The organism is Bradyrhizobium algeriense (genome assembly GCF_036924595.1).
In the GTDB taxonomy this organism is placed as follows: domain Bacteria; phylum Pseudomonadota; class Alphaproteobacteria; order Rhizobiales; family Xanthobacteraceae; genus Bradyrhizobium; species Bradyrhizobium algeriense.
Genome location: NZ_JAZHRV010000001.1, coordinates 648640 through 670232, shown reverse-complemented (window position 1 = coordinate 670232; position 21593 = coordinate 648640). Strand labels below are relative to the sequence as shown.

Genomic DNA, 21593 nt, shown 5'->3' with positions numbered 1-21593 from the left:
ACGTCATGGCCCGGGTCTACGTCTCCACCGTCGTCAACGCCCGCAACGACCGCGTCTGGGCGCGCGTGCGCGACTTCAACGGCATGCCGAACTGGCATCCGGCGATTGCGGAAAGCCGCATTGAGGGCGGAGAGCCCGCGGACAAGATCGGATGCGTGCGCGACTTTCGCCTGCGCAACGGCGATCGCATCCGCGAAAAACTACTCGGCCTCTCCGACTACGACATGTTCTGCACCTACTCCATTCTGGAGTCGCCGATGGGGGTGGAGAACTACGTCGCGACGTTGCGGCTGACGCCGGTGACCGACGGCGACCAGACTTTTCTGGAATGGACCGCCGAGTTCGACTGTGCGCCCGAGCGCGAGAACGAGCTTGTCAGCAATATCGGGACCGGCGTGTTTCAGGGCGGATTCGACGCCCTCAAGCGTGCCTTCGGAGGCTAGTGTGCCGCATATCGTCAAAAGCACGATCCTCGACGCGCCGACCGGCGCGGTCTGGAACGTGCTGCGCGATTTCAACGGCCACGACCGCTGGCATCCCGCGGTGGCGACCAGCACCATCGAGCGCGCGCAGGCTTCCGACAAGATCGGCTGCGTGCGCCGCTTCAAGCTGCAGGACGGTTCGGAATTGCGCGAACAATTACTTGCGCTGTCCGACCTCGAACAGACCTTCAGCTATTGCCTGCTCGATACGCCGATCCCGATGTTCAACTATGTCGCCCATGTCCGCCTGCTGCCGGTCACCGACGGCGACCGCACCTTCTGGCATTGGGAATCCAGGTTCACCACGCGGCCCGCGGATGCCGAGCGGCTGACGCAGATGGTCGCGGAACAGATCTATCAAGCCGGCTTCGAAGCCATTCGCCGGCACCTGAAGGAGGCCGCATGAACGCGGAGGCGAAACCATGCCTGTCACGGTGAAGACATTCGCGAGTTTTGGCGAGGCGGCGTCGGCGCTGTCGTCCGACCGCGGCGCGCGCTATCTCGGCGGCGGCACGCTGGTGATGCGCGCCCTCAATGAAGGCGATATCTCGATCTCGACCGTCGTGCGCGTGACCGACGGGGCGCTGTCTCGCATCGATGTGGCGAGCTCACGCATCACACTCGGCGCCGGCGTCACCTTCGCCAAAATTCTGGCCGAGCGCGATCTTGCCTTTCTGCACGCGCCGGCCCGTTCGATCGGCGGACCGGCGGTGCGCAACATGGGCACGGTCGGCGGCAATTTGTTTGCACCCAGCCCCTATGGCGATTTCACCGTCGCGCTGCTGGCGCTCGACGCGACCGTCTCCGTCCAGGGCGGGCTCGGCGCGCGCGACATGGCAATCGAGGAATTTTTGCAATCCCGCGAACGCCAGAGCGGCGCGCTGGTGCTGGCCGTCTCCTGTGCGCGGCCCGCGAGCGCCGACGCCTTCCGCTATCGCAAGATCGCCCGCATCAAGCCGAAGGGCGGTTCGGTGATCACGATTGCCGCGCACCTGCCTGTCAGCGGTGGCCGCATATCGGGGGCCCGCATCGCGCTCGCCTCGATGGCCGCGACGCAGATTCGCGCAAGGGCCGCCGAACGCGCGCTGGAGGGACGCGCACTCGACGATGCGGCAATCAGCGCTGCGGCTGCGGCCGCAACAGAGGGCGTATCGCCCGCGGACAACGCGCTCGGCAGCGCCTGGTATCGCCGCGAGATCGTCGGCGTTCATCTGCGCCGCCTGCTGTCCGGCCTGGAGTAAGTATCATGACCAAGACCCCGCTCCAGTTTCGTCACAATGGCCGCGATGTCGCCGTGTTCGTCGACGGCGGCGTCAATCTGCTGGTCGCGCTCCGCGAATTGATCGGCGACATGACGCCGAAATTCGGCTGCGGCCAGGGCGGCTGCGGCGCCTGCAGCGTGCTGATCGACGGCGAACTCCATCTCTCCTGCCTGACGCTGGCGGAAACCGTGAACGGCCGCTCGATCGAAACGCTCGACGGGCTGAAGGACGGGCCCAACCTGCACCCGCTGCAGCGCGCCTTCATGGAGCAATTCGCGGCGCAGTGCGGCTACTGCACCCCGGGCATGCTGATGGCGGCGAAGGCACTGCTCGATCGCAATCCCTCGCCGACCCGTGCCGAGGTCATTGAGGCGATCTCGGGCAATATCTGCCGCTGTACCGGCTACGAGCCGATCATCAACGCCGTCCTCGCCGCCGCCACGAGCGGACGCGCCCGCGCCTGAGGGGAACGACCATGCTGGAACTGCGCAAGGACATCTTCGCCGACGAGCGCGACGACAACTTAAAGGAAATCGGCAAGGGCACGCAGCGCCAGGACATGCTCGGCCATGTCACGGGCACCTCGACCTATTTCGACGATCACAAGCTGCAGGGCATGCTGCATCTTAAAGTACTACGCAGCCCGCACGCCCACGCTCGCCTGCGCCGGATTGACACGATGGAGGCGGAACGCTCGCCCGGCGTGCGGCGCATCATCCGCGGGGTCGACGTCCCGGTCAATCTCAACACGCTGCTGAGCCTGATCAACTTCGGCAAGGACGACGAGCCGTCGCTCGCCGTCGACAAGGTCCGCTACAAGGGCGAGCCGATCGTCGCCATCGTCGCCGACAGCCCGCGGGAAGCCTTTGAAGCCATCGCGAAAGTGCGGGTCGATTACGAGCCGTTGCCCGCGGTGTTCGACGTCGAGGACGCGCTGAAGCCGGGCGCGCCCGTCGTCAACGAGACCTACCCCAAGAACACCTTCACCTATCATGACGTCTACGATCACCAAAAACTGCGCTTCGGCGACGTCGAGCGCGGCTTCGCCGAGGCGGATCATGTCCTCGAACAGCGTTACCAGATGTCGCCGATCGAGCATGCGCCGACCGAAACCAACGGTTCGATCGCAGCCCCCGACACCAACGGGCGCTACGTCGTCTACACCTCAACGCAGGCCTTGTTCTTCTCGCTCGATACCTGCGCAAAAATCCTCGACGTGCCCTCCAACACCTTTCACTTCATCGGCGGGACCGTCGGCGGCGGTTTCGGCGGCAAGGTGGACACGCTGACCGAACCGCTCGCCATTCTCGGCGCGATGCTGACAGGGCGTCCGGTGCGCTATCAGCTCGGCCGCGAAGAGGAGATGCAATTCGGCTCGCCGCGCGGCGCCGAGCGCATCTACATCAAGGACGGCGTGATGCGCGACGGACGCATCGTCGCGCGCAAGATCCGCGCCTATTTCGACAGCGGCGCCTATACAAGGCTTTCAAGTTACGCCGTCGTCAAATGCGTCGCTCACCTGCCCGGCCCCTACACGATCCCGAACGTCCATGGCGACGTCTACTGCGTGTTCACCAACCGGACGCCTGCGACCGCCATGCGCGGCTTCGGCGTCACCGCGATGGACTTTGCGCTCGAATGCCAGATGGACAAGCTCGCGCATCTCGTCGGCATCGACCCGATGGAGTTCCGGATTCTCAACGCCTATCGCGACGGCGACATGAAGGCGCACCGGCGCGAAGCCAAGAACACGGCCCTGATCGAATGCGTCCAGGTCGCCGCCGAGAAAGCAAAATGGCCGCTTCGCGAAGAGATCAAGCACATGTCCTCGCGCACGGACGGCGGTGGCAGCCGGGCGGCGATATCGCCGACGCCGCTTGAACCTGTTCCGCAACGCGCCGCGGCTTCGCAACAGCGGACCACCTACGATCGTGCGCCTCCTGCATCTATCCAGCCGCCGCCTCCCGCGCCGACACCTCCTCCCCCGAGGCCGCAGGCTCCATCGCCCTCGCATGGCGCTACCCGCTTCTCCTCCGTCTTCGGTACCAGGAGGCGCTGACCATGGCCAAGCATCGCGGACGCGGCATCGCCTCGATCAACTATCCCATCGGCATGAACCTCGGCGGCGACCCCAGCCAGGCGCTGGTTCATTCCAACCCCAGCGGCAAGTTCACGGTGTCCCTGTCGTCGATCGACCTCGGCCAGGGCATGAAGTCGGTGACGCGGCAGATCTGCGCGGAGACGCTCGGCGTGCCGGTCGAAGACGTCTATGTCGACACCGCGGATTCCGACACCGGTCCGCACTGCATGGGTTCGTTCGCCTCGCGCGGCACCCATCGCGTCGGCAATGCTGTCATGGCGGCGGCCAAGGAAGCGCGCGGCGTCATGATGGAAGCCGCCGCCGAGGAACTGGAGGTCAACGCCGCCGATCTCGATACCGACGGGCGCGGCAACATCCACGTCAAGGGCGCGCCGCACCGCTCGATCTCCACCAAGGACGTCGCCATCGCCGCGCAGTTCAAGCAGGGCAAGACGATATCCGGACGCGGCATCTTTCTGGTGCCGTTGTCCGAGGTTAATCCCGAGACCGGCGAGATGTCGCCCGCCACCTGCTACGCGCACGCCTGCCTTGTCGCCGAGGTCGAGGTCGACGACGAAACCGGCGAGGTCGCGATGGTGCGGATGGACAGCGCGTATGAATTGGGCCGCGCTCTCAATCCGCGCCTGGTGGAGCAACAACTCATCGGCGGCGCGTGGATGGGGATCAGCCACGCGCTGTTTGAAACGCCCGAGCCCTATTATCCCGACCCCGCGCATGGCCCGCGCGATTTCGTCGAGTATCTGATGCCCGGCCCCGGCGACATCTGCCCGCACGATATCGCGGTGCTGGAACGCCCCGCGGCCGATGGACCGTTCGGCGCCAAAGGCCCCGGCGAGATGTGCGCCAACCCCGTGCTGCCCGCGGTCGCCAATGCCATCTTCAATGCGGTCGGCGTGCGCATGGATGAACTGCCGATCACGCCGGAAAAAGTCTTGCGGGCGATCAAAGCCCAGGGCGGCGCGCGGCCGCAAGCGCGACGCTGAGGTAGAGTATGACGGTCCGCGGCAACATCGTCGGCATCGATAGCCCCGAGGCGCTCGAACGGGCGTTGCGAACGGCCTATTATCTTGCAGACGATGGCCTCGCGACGGCGGCCTATCTCGGGCTTGCACTCGGAAAGCCGCTGCTGCTGGAAGGCGCGCCGGGCGTCGGCAAGACCGAAGCCGCAAAAGCCATCGCCGCCGTGCTCGGCCGCCGCCTGATCCGCCTGCAATGCTATGAGGGCATCGACGCATCGGCCGCGCTTTACGAGTGGAACTATCCGCGCCAGATGCTCGCGATCCGCCAGGCCGGCGAAGAGAGCATCGACATCTATGGCGAGACTTTTCTGATCGAACGGCCGATGCTCGCGTCCTTGCGCGCGCCTGACTCCACCGTCCTGCTGATCGACGAAATCGACCGCGCTGACCAGGAGTTCGAGGCGTTCCTGCTCGAGTTCCTCTCCGACTTCCAGATTTCCATTCCCGAGCGCGGCACAGTTCGCGCTACCGAACGCCCCGTCGTCGTGCTGACCTCGAACCGCACCCGCGACCTGCACGAGGCGTTGCGCCGCCGCTGCGTCTATCACTGGATCGATTATCCGACGGCCGAGCGCGAGGCGCGCATCGTGATGATGCGGGCGTCAAGCGTCGCCGAAGCAACCGCGCGCGCTGTTGTCGCCGCCGTCGGCCGGCTGCGGCGCGAACCGCTGAGCAAGGCGCCGGGTATCGCCGAAGCGGTGGACTGGGCGGAAGCAGCCACGCTGCTGCACGCACGCGGCGCGCGCTGGCCGGACGCCTTCAAGCGCTCCATCGGTGTCGCGTTGAAGGACGAGGAAGATCTCACCTTCATCTCCGGCCGGCTCGACGCCCTGATTGCGGAGGCGGCTGCGTGAGCGACGAACTTCAGCTACCCCACGCGGCCCGCGTGTTCGTGTCCTTTGTCGCGCTGCTGCGCGTTAACGGTTTCGCCGTGGCGCCGGAACAGACGACGGCGTTCCTTGCGGCGATCGAGCTACTCGGCCCACGCAGCATGGAAGCCATCCGTCTCGCGGGATTGGCGACGCTCGCCCCGCCGCCCGAGCGGCGCGCGACCTACGACCGGCTGTTCGACCTCCATTTCCTCGGCAGTGAAGCGATCGATCATGCGGGCGCGCAAGACGAGGAAGTCGTTCGCCTGCAGGAGGGAGGACGCGGCGAGGACGAAACATTGCTCGCCGACGAAGCCAACGAGTCCGGACTTGCCGCGGCCCGCGCCGAGGCGCTGGTCGAACGCCGCTTCGCGCCTAGCCAAACCGCCGATGCCCTGCGAAAACTGTCACGCGAGGCGCCTGCGCGGCTGCCGCGACGGCGCGGCCATCGGCGCATGCGCGCCCGCCGGGGCCCCTGGGCCGATCTGCGCCGCACCCTGCGCGAGAGCGTGCGCAACGACGGCGAGGTGCTGCGGCTCGGGCGGCTGAAACGGCGTGCCCGGCCGCGCAAGGTTTTGTTGCTGATCGACGTCTCCGGCTCGATGAAGGGGCGCACCGACGACAACATGAAGCTCGCGCATGCGCTGTCGCACGCGGCTCCCAATGTCGAGGTGTTCACCTTCGGCACCCGCCTCACCCGCGTCACCCGCGCGCTCCGCCTCAAGCGCCGCGAGCAGGCGCTGTCGGCGGCTGCGCATCTGGTCAGCGATTGGGACGGCGGCACCCGGATCGGCGATGCGCTGCAGGCGTTCCTGGCGGTGCCAAGATTCGGCAGCTATGCGCGCGGCGCCGCGGTCGTCATCGTCTCCGACGGCCTTGAGCGCGGCGATCCTTCTGCCTTGCGTGACGCCGTCGCAAAATTGTCGCGACGTGCCTGGCGCCTGAGCTGGCTGACACCGCTCGCCACCGGTCCCGGCTTTCAGCCGCAGACCGAAGCGCTGATCGCGATCCGGCGCTTCGTAGATGATCTGGTCGACGGCGGATCGTCAGCCGCGATCGTTTCGCACGTTCTCTCGCTTGGACAAAGGAAGGCCGCGTGACCGAAATCGTCGATGCCCATCATCATATCTGGCGTCAGGCCGACCTGCCCTGGCTGAGCGGCCCGATGCAGCCGCGCATCTTCGGCCCCTACGAGCCGATCCGGCGCGACTATCCGATCCAGGAATATCTCGATGATCTCGCAGGCTCCGGCGTGACGCGGTCGGTCTATGTGCAAACCAACTGGGCCAACGATCGTTTCGAGGACGAAACCGCCTGGGTGCAGCAGACCGCGAAGGATCATGGCTGGCCGCACGCCATTGTCTCCTATGCTGACTTCAACGTCGATGACGTCCGCCCGCAACTCGATCGTCTCGCGCGCTATCCCCTGGTGCGTGGCGTGCGCATGCAATTGCACTGGCACGAAAACCCGCTCTATCGTTTTGCCGCGCGGCCCGACCTCTGCGCCGATCCAAACATCCGGCGCAACGTCGCGCGGCTCGCCGAGTATGGCTTCAGCTTCGACCTGCAAGTGTTCGCGCCGCAGATGGCGGATGCCGCCGGACTCGCCGAAGCCTGTCCCGACGTGACCTTCATCCTGCAGCATGCCGGCATGCTGGAAGACCTTTCTCCGCACGGCCAATCCGCCTGGCGCGGTGGAATGATGCGGCTTGCGGCCTGCCCGAACGTCGTCTCAAAGCTTTCCGGCCTCGGCACCTTCATCCACCGCAACGATCCGGCCCACGTCGCCGGCGTCCTCGCCGACACGGTGACGATCTTCGGCGCCGATCGCTGCCTGTTCGGCTCCAATTTTCCGATCGAAAAACTTTGGACCAGCTATCGCGAACTTGTGAACGCCTATCTCGCCGCGACCGCACATCTTCGCGCGGACCAGCGCGATGCCGTTCTGCGAACAACCGCGATGCGCGTTTATCGGCTGGGAATTTAAGCGAACAAGAGAATTCGGGGAGAGAGACATATGCCGCTTGAAATCAAGATTTTGGACTATGGCGATATCGAACTGGAATCGAGCTTCCTCGTGCTCGGCCGCGATTGCGGCCGGACCCGCCGAGTCCTGACGCTGGGCTTTCTGATCGTGGGCGGCCCCTACCCGGTCGTGATCGATACCGGCTATCGCTCCAACCAGATCATGGAAACGCTGGGCATGCGCGGGCTGCAATTCCATGAGAACATGATCGAGAACCAACTCGCGCGCCACGGCGTGCGCATGGGCGACGTCCGCTATGTCTGCCACACGCATTTGCATATCGACCATGCCGGCAAGGACGATTTGTTTCCGATGAACACGACCGTCGTGCTCAACCGCAAGGAGCTGGAATATTCCGTCTCCGGATTGATGCATCCGCAATATCCGGCACCCGATATCAAGCATCTGATCGACCGCCTGCACACCAGGAGCGCGCTGCGATTCCTCGATCTCGAAGTGACCGGCCCGATCGAACTAATGCCGGGCGTCTATTGCGACGCCGCCAACGCCCACACCGAAGGCTCGATGAACATACACGTTCACACCGCCGACGGCATCGCCACCATCTGCGGCGACGTGATCTACGATTTCAATGACCAGATCGTCACGCCCTTCAACGAGATCCACGACGCCGAGCCGCGCACGACAGGCAATCACGGCACCAGCAAGCGCGCCGAAAAAGCAGCGATCAAAAAACTCCTGAGCAATTCGCGCTACCTGCTCCCCGTTCATGACCGCCCGGCCAAGATCGAAGGCGGCGTGGTGGTGGGCCGTCTGCACGATCAGGTGCCGGGCCCCGTGGTTCAGAGCCTGCCACAGCGCAACTGGTTCCCGGCCTGAGTGCTGAAAGGACGAACCGATGACGCACGTCACGCTGCGCCCGGAATTCGAAATCCTGATCGATCCCTATGCGCCGGTCGGCCAGGTCGGCACGGGCTTCGATTTCACAGAAGGGCCGATCTGGCATCCGGTCCATCACTATCTGCTGTTCTCGGATATGCCCGGCGATGTGCGCCGGCGATGGGATGCCAAGCGCGGCGTCGTCGAGGTCAAGCGGCCTTCGAACAAATGCAACGGCATGACCTATGACGCGGAGTTCAATCTCATTGTCTGCGAGCACGCCACCTCGTCATTGATCCGCGAGCGGCCCGACGGAAGGCGCGAGGTGATTGCCTCGCATTTCGAAAATCAGGAACTCAACAGCCCGAACGACGTCTGCGTGCATTCGAACGGCGCGATCTATTTCAGCGATCCCTGGTATGGCCGCATGCCGGTCTACGGCGTCGAGCGACCGCGCCAGCTCGGCTTCCAGGGCGTCTATCGCGTCCCGCCCGGCGGCGGTCCACCGAGACTCGTGGTCGACCGCCATCTGTTCGACCAACCGAACGGCCTCTGCTTCTCGCCCGACGAGCGCCTGCTTTACGTCAACGACACCACGCAGGCGCTGATCCGCGTCTTTGACGTCGAAGCCGATGGCTCGCTCGCCAATGCGCGCGTTTTCGCCAGCGGCATTCGCTCGGAGCTCGAACCCGGCCTGCCCGACGGCATGAAGTGCGACCAGCGCGGCAATGTCTGGGTCACGGCGCCCGGCGGCGTCTGGGTCTATTCTCCCGCCGGCGAGTTGCTCGGCAAGGTTCGCGTTCCCGAACTCGTTGCCAATCTCGCCTGGGGCGGCGCTGACTTTCGCACGCTCTATCTGACCGCCACCCACTCGGTTTATGCGATCCCGGTCAAGGCCGGACCGCGCCACGAACCCTATATGAGCGGCCGCGCTTCGACCGGCCCCGAGACCGGATCCGCGCCACCCGCTGCACCTCAATTGGCCGGCGGCGACATGCAGCTCGACCCGCGGCGCTGCGCAATGATCATTCAGGATCTGCAGAACGACGTCATCATGGAGGGTGGCGCGTTCGCCGATTCCGGCTCGCCTGCGCACGCGCGCCAGCAACGCGTGGTCGACAATGTCCGCCGCCTCGCTGAGGCGGCGCGGGCGCGCGGCGTCATCATCATCCATGTCTGGTTCATCGTCGAGCCGGGCGCGCCCGGCGTCACGCTCAACGCGCCGCTGTTCGAAGGGCTGGTCGATAGTAATGCGATGGTGCGCGGAAGCTGGGGCGCAGCGCCGGTTTCAGGGCTGGAGCCGCGCGCCGGCGACTTCATCGTCGAGAAGATGCGGATGAGCGCCTGGGAAGGCACGCGGCTGGAGACCATCCTCAAGGCGACCGGCCGCGACATGATCATCAATACCGGCGCCTGGACCAACATGTCGATCGAGCACACCGCGCGCACCGGCGCGGACAAGGGCTACTTCATGATCGTCCCTGAAGACTGCTGCTCGACCATGAACGCCGACTGGCACAACGCCTCCATCAATTTTGCGATGCAGAACGTTGCCGTCGTCACCAACGCCGATGCGGTCATCAGGGGATTGGGATGAACAGAGCGCGGCCATGCCAAAACTCTTTCACCTGAGCTGCTCGCCGCGCGCAGACTCGGAATCCTCCGCCGGCGCGCGCGTCTTCATCGATCGTTTCCGCGAGGCACGGCCGGACTGGGACATCGACGTGATGAACCTGTGGCGGGATCACATGCCGGAATTCGAGGGTTATGTACTGGAGGCTAAATATGCCCGTATCGGCGGGCGGGCGTTCACGGATTCGCAGCGCGATGCGTTTGCGGTCACCGAGCGCATCGCGCTCCGGTTCGCGCTCGCCGACCGCGTGCTGATTTCGACGCCGATGTGGAATTTTGGTATTCCCTACAAGCTGAAACAATGGATCGACGTCATCACACAGCCCGGGCTGGCGTTCCGCTACGATCCGGCGCAAGGGTACCTGCCGCTGTTCAAGAACAGGCCGACAATCGTGATCCTGGCGAGCGGCAGCGATTTCATCACCGGCATGAATCGCGGCCGCATCGATATGGCGACCCCTTATCTGCGCGAGGCGCTGCGCTTCATCGGTGTCAGCGACGTGCGTTTCGTGCCGATCGGACCGACCACCGGGCCGCTCGAACCGATCCGCACCGCACGCGAAGGCGCACATCGGCGGCTGGCCGAGCTGGCCGCGCGATTCTGATTCATAGGCTTGGCGCAACCGGAACATTTCCGGCTATATTGCGCTTACCCGGCTGCGCCGAAGGAGAACCCCGTTGAAGTGCTACGAGCTACAGGGACCGAGCGGAATCGATGGACTTGCCCTCGTCGACAAGCCCGTGCCGGAGCCCGGTGAGGGCGAGGTGCTGGTTCGGCTCAAGGCGGCAACGCTGAACTATCGCGATCTTCTCACCGTCAAGGGCGGTTACGGTTCGCGTCAGAAATTTCCACTCGTGCCGGTTTCGGACGGCGCGGGCGTAATCGAGCGGGTCGGCCCGGGCGTGCGGGAATTCGCAGCCGGCGACCGCGTCATCGGCAGTTTCTTCGAAAGCTGGATCGGCGGCGAACCGAGCGAAGCAAAGATGCGCGCAGCCCTCGGCGGCTCGGTGGACGGCGTCCTCACCGAATATCGGATATTTCCGAAGCACGCGCTGGTCCGAACGCCGGAGCACCTCAGCGACATCGAAGCCGCAGCACTTCCCTGCGCCGGGGTCACGGCATGGAGCGCGGTCGTCAAGCTCGGCGGCTTGAAACCCGGCCAGACCGTTCTGACACAAGGCACCGGCGGGGTATCCCTGTTTGCCATTCAGTTTGCGAAGATGTGCGGTGCGCGCGTCATCGCAACCTCGTCCAGCGATGCCAAGATCGAACGTCTCAAGCAGCTCGGCGCAGACTTTACATTGAACTACAAGGCGACACCCGACTGGGGAAAGAAAGCCCGCGAATGGAGCGGCCACGGCGTCGACCTGGTCGTCGAGGTGGGCGGGGTCGGGACGCTGAACGAATCGATCAGGGCGACCAGGATCGGCGGCACGATCGCCTTCATCGGCGTGCTCGCCGGCCCGCCGCCGTCAGACTCGCGGCTGCCATTGATGGTCATGCAACAGCAACGGCTACAGGGCGTCACCGTCGGATCGGTCGAGGACCTCAAGGCGATGGCGGATGCCATCGCGGCAAGCCGCATGAAGCCCGTGATCGACAGGACCTTTTCGTTCGATCAGGTGAAACAGGCGTTTTCCTACATGGAGAGTGGCGCGCATTTCGGGAAGGTGGCGATCGAGATCGGCTGAACGCGACATTTCGCCGGCGACTGCCAATTGCAACGACTGGTTCCCGCCGCAAGATTTTGCCGAGTTTTGAGCGCATTTGGGGATCGACGGGCGTTTACGAAGGATACTCCATGCTCATGGCCACAACTGGCAACACGGAGCATACAACTCTTGCTGGTTCCGGGAATTGCCTCCGTCACCATTAGGCTTTAAATACGTGTCATTCGCCTCGTCGAAAAACGGGCGCCGCCTGGCGCTCGCGAGAGCTCAACGGGAATTTTGACCGAGCTGGGGTCGCTGCCTTACGGGAAGCCTGAGGCCTGCCCCCTTCTATGGCGAGACATGTGAACCGGCTGTAAGCGAGACCACCAGCGCGAGAAATGATGCCGCCCGCGCGGAAGTTGCAGCGAGCAGCCGGATGGAAATGAAGATGACCGACGACAAGAGCAAATTGCTGAGATCGCTGACCATCGATCGAAGCGCCAGCAAGGTGGAGCGGCCGAAAAGCCGCTGGCTGCCGATCTCGGCTACGATTGTCGCCTGCGTCGTCGCATTCGCGGCCTTTGGCGCTTACGAGTTCCGCAGGCAGGACCCGCCAAAGGAGACCGCACCACAGATCGCACAGCAGTCCGCCGCGCAGCCACAGACACCTCAGCCGCCTGCACCGAATAGCAAGGCGGCCGGCAATCTGGCGGCTTCCGGCTATGTGGTGGCGCGCCGCAAGGCGACCGTTGCGGCCGAGATCACCGGCAAGGTGGTCGAGGTCTTCATCGACGAAGGCATGACCGTGACCGACGGTCAGGTGGTCGCCCGGCTCGATAGCGTGCTTGCCGAAAGGGATTATGAGCTGGCCCGCTCCCGCGTCGAGACGGCCGACGCCGCGGTCGCCGCGATCACCGCCGATCTGGAGGATGCGACCCGGATTATGTCGCGCGTGCAAACCCTGTCGCAAAAGAATTTCGCGACCGAGGCCGACCTGACCAAGGCACAGGCCCGGGTCGGCGTGCTCAGCGCGCAATTGCGCCAGGCGCAGTCGCAATTCGAGACCGCCAGGATCGACGCCAAGCGCAGCGCCTCGATGCTCGACAAGCATCAAATCCGCGCGCCGTTCGCCGGCGTCGTCATCGACCGCAGCGCACAGCCCGGCGAGATGATTTCACCGATGTCGGTCGGCGGCTACACCCGCACCGGCATCTGCACCATCGTCGACATGGATTCGATCGAAATCGAAGTCGACGTCAACGAGGCCTTCATCGGCCGCGTCGCTCCCGGCGGCGCCGTGAACGCGATGCTGGATGCCTATCCGGACTGGACAATTCCCGCCTCTGTCATCGCAATCGTGCCGACCGCGAACCGCGAGAAGGCCACGGTGAAGGTTCGCATCCGCTTCGAAAAGAAAGACCCGCGCATCCTGCCCGACATGGCGGTGAAGGTGAACTTCCTAGGCGACGCCAAGACAAAGGGCGCCACTGAGACCACCGCCGCGAACTAGCATCCAGCCGGAATCCCTGGAGGAGACAAGCGTGACAGCCGAGCATCCGATGGTTCGCCTTACCGGCGTAGCTAAGCGTTTCACCAAGGGCAAGGAAACGATCTCGATCTTCGATCATCTTGATCTTGCGATCCCCCGAGGGGATTTCATTGCCGTCATGGGGCCGTCCGGTTCGGGCAAGACGACGCTGCTCAATTTGCTGGGCGGTATCGATCGCGCCGACGCCGGCGAGATTGCGGTTGCGGACCACCGTATCGATGGTCTCTCCGAGGGTGAACTCGCCGCCTGGCGGGCCGCCAATATCGGCTTCATCTTCCAGTTTTACAATCTGATGCCGATGCTGACCGCGGCGCAGAACGTCGAACTGCCGCTGCTGCTCACCAGATTGCGCAGCAAGGAACGCGCGGAGCGCGTTCACACCGCGCTTTCCGTGGTCGGGCTTGCCGATCGCATCAAGCACCGACCGCGCGAAATGTCGGGCGGCCAGCAGCAGCGCGTGGCGATTGCGCGCGCCATCGTCTCGGATCCGAACCTGCTGCTGTGCGACGAACCGACCGGCGATCTCGACCGGCAATCCGCCGACGAGATCCTTTCGATCCTGCAACTGCTCAACGGCGAGCTCGGCAAGACCATCGTGATGGTCACGCATGACCCCGCGGCGGCAAACTACGCCAAGCGCGTGCTTCATCTCGACAAGGGCCGCTTCGTCGAACGGGAGCTTGCCGCGTGAACGACTTCGACCTCATCCGGAAAAACCTGTTCCGCCGCAAATTGCGCGCCAGCCTGATGATCGTGTCGATCCTGATCGCCTTCATGATCTTCGGCGTGCTCGCCGGATTCTATCGCGCCTTCACGGCCGGCGAGGATGCCGCCGCCGCGGATCGGATGATCACCGTCAACAAGATCAACTTCACCCAGCCGATGCCGATCGCCTACTACAATCGCGTGCGTGCGATCGAAGGGGTCCGGCAGGTGACCTTCGCCAACTGGTTCGGCGGATATTATCAGGACCCGAAAAACTTCATCATGGCGCTCACGATCGAGCCGAACACCTATTTCGACGTTTACCGCAGCGAGTTCGAAGTTCCGCCCGAGCAGCTTCAAGCCTTCATGCGTGACCGTGGCAGCGCGGTGGTCGGTGAAAGCCTGGCGCAGAAGTGGGGCTGGAAGATCGGCGATCGCATCCCTCTCAATAGTAACATCTTCAGCCAGAAGAGCGGCGGACATACCTGGGACCTCACCATTGCCGGCATCGTCAAGGGCAAGGTCGAGCACGTCGACACCAACTTCCTCCTGTTCCAGTACGCCTATTTCGACGAGACCCGCAGTTTCGGCAAGGACACCATCGGCTGGATGATCCTCCAGACCACCTCGCCCGAAAACAACGATCGCGTGGCAAAGGCGATCGACGCGATGTTTGCCAATTCCACCGCCGAGACCTCGACCGACACCGAAAAGGCGTTCGGCAAGGCGTTCGCCGCTCAATTCGGCAACATCGCGCTGATCGTATTGCTGGTGGTGGGCGCGGCCTTCGTTACCATCCTGATGATCGTCGGCAATACCATGGCGCTGTCGATCCGGGAGCGCACCCGCGAAATCGGCGTGCTGAAGACGCTCGGCTTTTCGGGCCCGCGAATTCTTAAAATGGTGCTTGGCGAATCCGTGCTGCTGGCGCTGCTCGGCGGCATTCCCGGGCTGGCGATCGCGGCGCTGATCGCCATGGCGCTTCGCAACAGCCTCGCCAGCATCGCGCCCGCTTTTGCGGTATCGCCGACCATCATCCTGCAAGGGCTGGCGCTGATGATCGCGCTGGGGCTGATCACGGGGATCATCCCGGCGCTCAACGCCATGCGGCTTAGAATTGCAACCGCGCTCGGACGGGGATAGGCATGCGTTCGCTCTGGCTTCAAGTCGCGGCGGTCACCGCCATCAATCTCAGGAGCATCGCGCAGCGGCGCTGGCTCTCGCTCTCGACGGTGATCGCGATTGCACTGGTGGTGATCGTGCTGCTCGCATTCCTGGCGATGGCCAACGGTTTTCAGCGCACCATCGCGGGATCGGGCGCCGATGATATCGCAATCGTGCTGCGGGCCGGCTCACAGGCCGAAATCAACAGCACGGTGAGCCGCGATCAGGTGCGGCTGATCGAGGACGGTCCCGGCATCGCGCGCGGCAGCGACGGCAAGCCGCTGATCTCGCCAGAGCTATATCTGGTGGTCGACGGCATCAAGCGTTCGACCAAGACCAAGGCCAACCTGCCGCTGCGCGGGATCGGCGAACAGGGCAGCACGCTGCGCAAGGACATTACCATCACCTCGGGCCGCATGTTCAACCGCGGCAGCAACGAAGTGGTGGTCGGCAAGGCATTGCAGCGCCAATTTGAAGGATTCGACCTCGGCAGTACCGTGGCGTTCGGCGCCACGCGCTGGACCGTTGTCGGCGTGTTCGAGGCTGGTGGCAGCGTGTTCGAATCCGAGATCTGGGCCGATCTCAACGTGGTGCAGAGCCTGTTCAACCGCAACAACATCGTTCAGACTGTGCGTGCGCGCCTCACCGGGCCGGCCGCACTCAATGAGCTCAAAAGCTATAGCGACAACGATCCGCGGCTGAAGCTCGATGTCAAATCCGAAGCGGCCTACTTCGCCGAGCAGGCCTCGCAGACCTCGGACCTGATCCAGAAACTCGGCTGGCCCTTGGCGATCGCGATGGCGCTGGGCGCGGTCGCCGGCGCGCTCAACACGATGTATTCGTCGGTCGCAGCACGTGCGACGGAAATCGCAACGCTGCGCGCCATCGGCTTCGGCGGTTTCCCCGCCTTTGTCGGAACGCTCGCCGAATCGCTGTTGCTCGCTGTCATCGGCGGCGTGTTAGGTGCCGCCGCCACCTATCTGATATTCGATGGCGTCACGGCCTCGACCCTTGGCGGCAACTTCACCCAGGTGGTGTTCGACTTCAAGCTCAGTCCCTGGCTGATCGCCGAGGGCGTTGCGCTTGCGCTGATCGTGGGCTTGATCGGCGGGCTGTTTCCGGCCCTGCGGGCTGCGCGATTGCCGATCGTCGAAGGCCTGTACGCGAACTGAATCTTATTCTCCCTTGAGGCCAGCGGCGCGGATTACCTCGCCCCATTTGCGGGTCTCGTCGTCGATGAACTTGCCGAACTCGCCCGCCGTGCCGGGGCGCGCTTCCAGTCCCTGTGCGAGCAGTTTCTGCTTCACCTCGGGATCGGCGAGCACGCGAATGACCTCCCCCTGCAAGCGATCGACGATCGGCTGCGGCGTTGCCGCCGGCGCCAAGAAGCCGTACCAGCCGGAGGCGATCACCTTGGAAAGGCCCTGCTCAACCAGGGTGAAAGCCTCGGGGTATATCGGGCTGCGCTCGGCCGACGCCACACCCAGGACACGCAACGCGCCGCTCTGGATGTGCGGCAGGGCCGTGCTGATCGCGGTCAACGTGGCGTCAAGACGGCTCGCGAGCAGCTCCGTGTAGGCCATGTTGTCGCCGCGGAAGGGAACGATGAGACCCTTGACGCCGGCATCCCTGAACAGCAATTCGGCGGCCAGGTGAGGCTGCGAGCCTGCGCCCGGCGAACCGAAGGTCAGGCCCTCGGGCTTCGACCTGCCGTAGTCGATCATTTCCTGAAGGGTCTTGAAGGGGGCCTGCGCGTTCACTACCAGGAACAACGGCGCCATCATGGCCATCGCCACCGGCTGCAGATCCTTGCGGTTGTAGTTCAGTTTCTCGAACAGGGCTTCAGCCGTCGCAAACGGCGCGGCGGCATAGAGGAAGGTGTATCCGTCCGGCGTTGCGCGCGAGACCAGCTCGTTGGCGACGCGGGTGCCCGCGCCCGGCTTGTTCTCGACGATGAACTGCTGGTTGAGGCTGCGCCCGAACTGCTCGGCCAGGATACGCAACGAGATGTCGCTCGCCCCGCCCGCCCCGTAGGGCGACACCAGCCGAACGACCCGCGACGGCCAATCGCCCTCGGCGGACGCAGGAAAGTGCGGACCAGCGGCGAAGCCGGCGGCGATGGTCCCCAGCAGGGTTCGGCGCGTGACTTTCATGAATGCCTCCTGGAAAGAAGAGCCACCTGGAGCGGCGGCTAGTCCGTCCCGTTTTCATCGGGCCGCGTTTGGCGCGATCGCATTGCTGCGATCGCCGGGCCTTCGTCTTGTCGAGGCCAACGATAGAGAGGCGACTTCTATCGAACAATGTGTATTTTTTGACCGATTGATAAGCCTGGCCTATGAATACCGAACGGCGACGCTCGGGAGGCGCGACATGGCGATGGATGTAACGCTGCGGCAGTTGCGCGCCTACGTGGCCGTGCTGGAGAGCGCGAGCTTCTCGGAAGCCGCCAAGGCCATGCACCTGTCGCAGGCGGCGCTCTCGGGCCTGATCAAGGAACTGGAGAACCGCGTCGGCGTCCGCCTGCTGGACCGCACGACGCGAAAAGTTTCGGCGTCTGCGGTGGGCGAGACCTTCGCGCCGATGGCGCGGCGCGTGCTTTCAAACCTGGACGAGGCGCTCGACAATTTGACCAATCTCAAGGAGCTGCGCCGCGGGCTGGTGCGTGTAGCTGCCCCCGAAACGTTGTCCTGCACGCTGCTGCCGGAACTGATCGCCGGATACAACAACAGCCATCAGGGCGTGGACGTCCGCTTCGACGACGTGCCGATCCAGGAGGTGCTGGCCGGCCTGCAGAACGGCTCTACCGATATCGGCTTCGGTCCGGCCGGCGTCGTTCCGGACCAATCGGTCGAAGTGCACATGATCTGCGCCGACCCGCTCTTTGTGGCGTTGCGCAGCGATGACCCGCTGACAAAGGCCAAGTCGGTCAGCTGGAAGGATTTGCGCGAGCGGCCGCTGCTCAACTACATGCCCAACATCGCCATCAACGTGTTGAGCAACGTCCCGTCCCGGCATCATCCAAAAGAATTGGTGCCGGTGCACCGGGTAAACACCGCACTGTCGATGCTGCGGGTCAGACAAGGCGCCGTGATCTGCCCCTCGATGGCGGAGCCGCTGGTACGCGGCTTCGGGCTGACGTTCCTGCCGCTGCTGCAGCCAGCCGTCAAATGGAAGATCGCGATGTTCGTGCGAAACAGCGCATCGCTCTCGCCGGCAGTGGAGAGCTTTCGCGACTTCACGCTGGATTTCAGCCCGATGCAGGCGGCCGCAGGAAGCGAGCGCCGCCGCACCAGCGAACGGCGCAAGCGCGTGTAGCGAACGAGCGGTCCAGTAGGATGGGTAGAGCGAAGCGAAACCCATCACGCGAGCCCGCCTCACGAATGATGGGTATCGCTTCGCTCCACCCATCCTACAATTTGTCATGCCCCGCGCAGGAGCGTCACGGGTAACTCGCTGCATCACACGACGAAATTCGCGAAATCGCGAATCGGACGCCTCCGCAGATCGTATCTCGAAGGAACATCCAGCGATTGCATTTGTCCTGATGACAAACCGGACACCCGGCAGTAGCCTACCCCAAAATATAAAACACACGGGAGGAGTGGCATGCCAGACGCAGCGGTCGCAGCACGTTCTTCTGAATCGGCAAACAGCGGCACGACGCAACAGGTCGATGTTGCCGTCGTCGGCGCCGGATTTGCCGGCCTCTATCTCCTGCATCGCCTGCGCAAGGCCGGCTTCTCGGCCGTCGTGATCGAGGAGGCCGGCGACGTCGGCGGCACCTGGTACTGGAACCGCTATCCCGGCGCACGCTGTGACATCCAGACCATCGACTACAGCTACACGTTCGATCCGGAGCTGGAGAGCGCGTGGCAATGGTCGGAGAAATACGCAACGCAACCCGAAATCCTGCGCTATCTCGGCTTCGTCGCCGACAGATACGAGCTGCGGCGCGACATCCGCTTCGGCACCAAGGTCACGGCGGCGAATTGGGACCAGACCGCCGAGCGCTGGCGTCTCACCACCGACAATGGCGCTGATATTTCCTGCCGCCACTACATCATGGCGACCGGCTGCCTCTCCGCGCCAAAACCGCCGGAGATCGATGGCGTCAAGGATTTCAAGGGCGAGATCTATTTCACCGGCCGCTGGCCGCATGAAGAGGTCAAGCTCGCCGGCAAGCGCATCGCCGTCATCGGCACGGGATCATCGGGCATCCAGTCGATCCCGCTGCTCGCCGAGCAGGCCGAGCATCTCACCGTGTTCCAGCGCACGCCGAATTTCGCGCTGCCCGCGCATAACGGTCCGCAGCCTGACGATCGCAAGACCTACTTCGAAACTGACCGCGCCGCCTATCACGAGCAGGCGCGCTGGTCACTCGCAGGCGTCCCCTATCCGCAACAGATGGCGGTGAGCTGGCAGTTGAGCGATGCCGAGCGCCGCGAGCGGTTCGAGCAGGCTTGGGCCACCGGCGATCTCGTCTACATCCTGACCCAGCTTTGGGCCGACCAAGGCGTCGACGTCGACGGCAATGCGCTGCTCGCCGACCTGATCCGCGAGAAAATCCGGACCATCGTCAAGGACCCGGAGATAGCTGAAGCGTTGACCCCGCACGACCATCCGTTCGGCGCCAAGCGTCCCTGCCTTGATACCAACTACTACGCCACCTACAACCGCCCCAACGTCACGCTGGTGAACCTGCGGCAGGAGCCGATCACTGAGATCACGGCCACGGGCATCACGACCGACAAGCGCAATTTCGACGTCGACGTGATCGTGTTCGCCACCGGCTTCGACGCCATGACCGGCGCCATCAAGGCGGTGCATCCGATCACGGGCCGCGACGGCAAATCGCTGTCGGATGTATGGGCCAACGGCCCGCAGACCTATCTCGGGCTCACGGTTTCAGGCTTCCCCAACCTGTTCCTGATCACGGGCCCGGGCAGCCCGTCGGTGCTGTCGAACATGGCGGTCTCGATCGAGCAGCACGTCGACTGGGTGGTCGAGCGGCTGGCCGCGATGCGCGAGGCCGGCTTCACGACAATCGACGCAACCGAGACGGCGCAGGCGGGCTGGGCGCGGCACATGGCCGACTGCTCGATGATCACGCTGCATCGGCTCGCCAACACCTGGTACACGGGCGCCAACGTTCCCGGCAAGGCGCAGGGCGTGATGCCCTATACCGGCGGCGTCGGCCCCTACCGCAGCATCTGCAACGAAGTCGTCGGCCGCGGCATGCTGGGCTTCAAGCTCACCGGTCCCAATGTTGCCGAGCAATGCAACGACGGCGAAGTGGTTCGCCTGCAGCCGGACGTGCGGCTGGTGCTGGGCATGCTGGCGGAGATGAACCTGCCGCAGATCGAATCACTTGGCGCGCAAGGCGCGCGCGATTTCGTTACCGAATTCAACAAGGGTCGTCCCGCCGGCCGCCCGGTCGGCGAGGTCGGCGACGGCGTGCTGCACGGCGCCGATGGTCTATTGTCCTACCGTCTCTATCGGCCGGCAACGCCGGGGCCGCACCCGATCGTGGTCTATTTCCATGGCGGCGGCTGGGTATTCGGCGACGAGCAATCCGACGATCCGTTCTGCCGCGACATCTGCCGCCGCAGCGGCATGATCGTCGTCAGCGTCGGTTACCGCCACGCGCCCGAGCATCGCTTCCCGGCGGCGGCCGAGGATGGCTATGCGGCGACGCGCTGGGTCGCCGAGCATGCGGCCGAACTCGGCGGTAAGCCGGGACCGTTGCTGGTCGCGGGCTGGAGCGCCGGCGCCAACATCGCCGCCGTCACCTGTCAGTTGGCGCGCGACCGCGGCGGCCCGCCAATCGCCGGCCAGTTGCTGGTGTGCCCGGTCACCGATTGCAGGTTCGACCGTCCGTCCTACACCGACAATGCGATCGGTTATTTCCTGACGCGATCGCTGATGTTCTGGTTCTGGGACATCTATTGCTCTCCCGCCGACCGCACCGATCCCCGCGTGTCGCCGCTGCGCGGCAATCTGGCGAACTTGCCTCCGGCGTTCGTGGCCACCTGCGAGTTCGATCCGCTGCGTGACGAGGGCATCGAATATGCCGAGGCGCTCGCTGCCGCCGGTGTCCCGGTCGAGCAATTGCAGGCGCGCGGCCACATCCACACGTCCCTGATGATGGTGGACGTGGTGATCACCGGCGTCAGCGGACGTACGAAAATGGCCGAAGCCCTGCGCGGTTTTGCGGGGTTGCCCCGGAAGTTTGAAGCGAGTGGCGAGGATACCTCGCCGATCGCGGTGAACGCTGCCGCAGGGTAGCGCGCA

Annotated in this window: 20 protein-coding genes; 19 read left to right on the top strand and 1 reads right to left on the bottom strand. The window is 64.4% G+C overall.

Annotated features, from left to right (window positions below; translation table 11 throughout):
* Nucleotides 1-5 precede the first annotated feature (5 nt).
* The 17 genes from V1286_RS03255 to V1286_RS03175 all read left to right on the top strand — a co-directional run bounded on the left by V1286_RS03255 (nucleotide 6) and on the right by V1286_RS03175 (nucleotide 16474).
* Nucleotides 6-443, top strand: coding sequence for an SRPBCC family protein (locus V1286_RS03255; RefSeq protein ID WP_108517242.1), 438 nt, complete (start codon nucleotides 6-8; stop codon nucleotides 441-443).
* A 1-nt stretch (nucleotide 444) separates the two neighbouring features.
* Nucleotides 445-888 (top strand): SRPBCC family protein, encoded by a 444-nt coding sequence (locus V1286_RS03250; RefSeq protein WP_334477535.1) that lies wholly within the window; start codon nucleotides 445-447, stop codon nucleotides 886-888.
* A 16-nt stretch (nucleotides 889-904) separates the two neighbouring features.
* Entirely contained in the window at nucleotides 905-1723 is an 819-nt protein-coding gene (locus tag V1286_RS03245) for an FAD binding domain-containing protein (protein ID WP_334477533.1), read from the top strand.
* A gap of 5 nt (nucleotides 1724-1728) precedes the next feature.
* A complete protein-coding gene (locus V1286_RS03240) occupies nucleotides 1729-2208 on the top strand; it encodes a (2Fe-2S)-binding protein (protein WP_334477532.1) in 480 nt (159 codons plus the stop codon).
* Nucleotides 2209-2219: 11 nt separating this feature from the next.
* A complete protein-coding gene (locus V1286_RS03235; RefSeq protein ID WP_334477531.1) occupies nucleotides 2220-3803 on the top strand; it encodes a xanthine dehydrogenase family protein molybdopterin-binding subunit in 1584 nt (527 codons plus the stop codon).
* 2 nt (nucleotides 3804-3805) lie between these two features.
* Nucleotides 3806-4828 carry a xanthine dehydrogenase family protein molybdopterin-binding subunit gene (locus V1286_RS03230; RefSeq protein ID WP_334477529.1) on the top strand — a complete coding sequence of 341 codons (1023 nt, stop codon included), beginning with the start codon at nucleotides 3806-3808 and terminating at the stop codon, nucleotides 4826-4828.
* Between the two features lie 8 nt (nucleotides 4829-4836).
* Nucleotides 4837-5718, top strand: coding sequence for an AAA family ATPase (locus V1286_RS03225; RefSeq protein WP_334477528.1), 882 nt, complete (start codon nucleotides 4837-4839; stop codon nucleotides 5716-5718).
* A complete protein-coding gene (locus V1286_RS03220; RefSeq protein ID WP_334477526.1) occupies nucleotides 5715-6833 on the top strand; it encodes a vWA domain-containing protein in 1119 nt (372 codons plus the stop codon). Before V1286_RS03225 ends, V1286_RS03220 begins: the two co-directional genes overlap by 4 nt.
* Nucleotides 6830-7720 (top strand): amidohydrolase family protein, encoded by an 891-nt coding sequence (locus tag V1286_RS03215; protein ID WP_334477525.1) that lies wholly within the window; start codon nucleotides 6830-6832, stop codon nucleotides 7718-7720. Before V1286_RS03220 ends, V1286_RS03215 begins: the two co-directional genes overlap by 4 nt.
* 30 nt (nucleotides 7721-7750) lie before the next feature.
* On the top strand, nucleotides 7751-8599 hold the full coding sequence (locus V1286_RS03210; protein WP_334477524.1) for an MBL fold metallo-hydrolase: 849 nt from the start codon (nucleotides 7751-7753) through the stop codon (nucleotides 8597-8599).
* Between the two features lie 19 nt (nucleotides 8600-8618).
* Entirely contained in the window at nucleotides 8619-10196 is a 1578-nt protein-coding gene (locus V1286_RS03205) for an isochorismatase family protein (protein ID WP_334477522.1), read from the top strand.
* Between the two features lie 13 nt (nucleotides 10197-10209).
* A complete protein-coding gene (locus V1286_RS03200; RefSeq protein ID WP_334477520.1) occupies nucleotides 10210-10836 on the top strand; it encodes an FMN-dependent NADH-azoreductase in 627 nt (208 codons plus the stop codon).
* 73 nt (nucleotides 10837-10909) lie between these two features.
* Nucleotides 10910-11923, top strand: coding sequence for a zinc-dependent alcohol dehydrogenase family protein (locus tag V1286_RS03195; protein ID WP_334477519.1), 1014 nt, complete (start codon nucleotides 10910-10912; stop codon nucleotides 11921-11923).
* Nucleotides 11924-12332: 409 nt separating this feature from the next.
* Nucleotides 12333-13394, top strand: coding sequence for an efflux RND transporter periplasmic adaptor subunit (locus V1286_RS03190; RefSeq protein WP_334477518.1), 1062 nt, complete (start codon nucleotides 12333-12335; stop codon nucleotides 13392-13394).
* 49 nt (nucleotides 13395-13443) lie between these two features.
* Nucleotides 13444-14124: an ABC transporter ATP-binding protein gene (locus V1286_RS03185; protein WP_334489516.1), complete on the top strand. Its 681-nt coding sequence runs from the start codon at nucleotides 13444-13446 to the stop codon at nucleotides 14122-14124.
* A complete protein-coding gene (locus V1286_RS03180) occupies nucleotides 14121-15281 on the top strand; it encodes an ABC transporter permease (RefSeq protein ID WP_334477517.1) in 1161 nt (386 codons plus the stop codon). The genes V1286_RS03185 and V1286_RS03180 overlap by 4 nt, the downstream gene beginning before the upstream one ends.
* 2 nt (nucleotides 15282-15283) lie before the next feature.
* Nucleotides 15284-16474: an ABC transporter permease gene (locus V1286_RS03175; RefSeq protein WP_334477515.1), complete on the top strand. Its 1191-nt coding sequence runs from the start codon at nucleotides 15284-15286 to the stop codon at nucleotides 16472-16474.
* Nucleotides 16475-16477: 3 nt separating this feature from the next.
* On the opposite strand, the gene V1286_RS03170 is transcribed toward V1286_RS03175, so the two are convergent.
* Nucleotides 16478-17455 (bottom strand): Bug family tripartite tricarboxylate transporter substrate binding protein, encoded by a 978-nt coding sequence (locus V1286_RS03170; RefSeq protein WP_334477514.1) that lies wholly within the window; start codon nucleotides 17453-17455, stop codon nucleotides 16478-16480.
* Between the two features lie 217 nt (nucleotides 17456-17672).
* Between V1286_RS03170 and V1286_RS03165 the strand changes: the two genes are divergently transcribed.
* Both V1286_RS03165 and V1286_RS03160 read left to right on the top strand, forming a co-directional pair.
* A complete protein-coding gene (locus tag V1286_RS03165; protein ID WP_334477512.1) occupies nucleotides 17673-18617 on the top strand; it encodes a LysR family transcriptional regulator in 945 nt (314 codons plus the stop codon).
* A gap of 291 nt (nucleotides 18618-18908) precedes the next feature.
* Nucleotides 18909-21587, top strand: a complete 2679-nt coding sequence (locus V1286_RS03160) for a flavin-containing monooxygenase (RefSeq protein ID WP_334477511.1) — start codon at nucleotides 18909-18911, stop codon at nucleotides 21585-21587.
* Nucleotides 21588-21593: the final 6 nt, after the last annotated feature.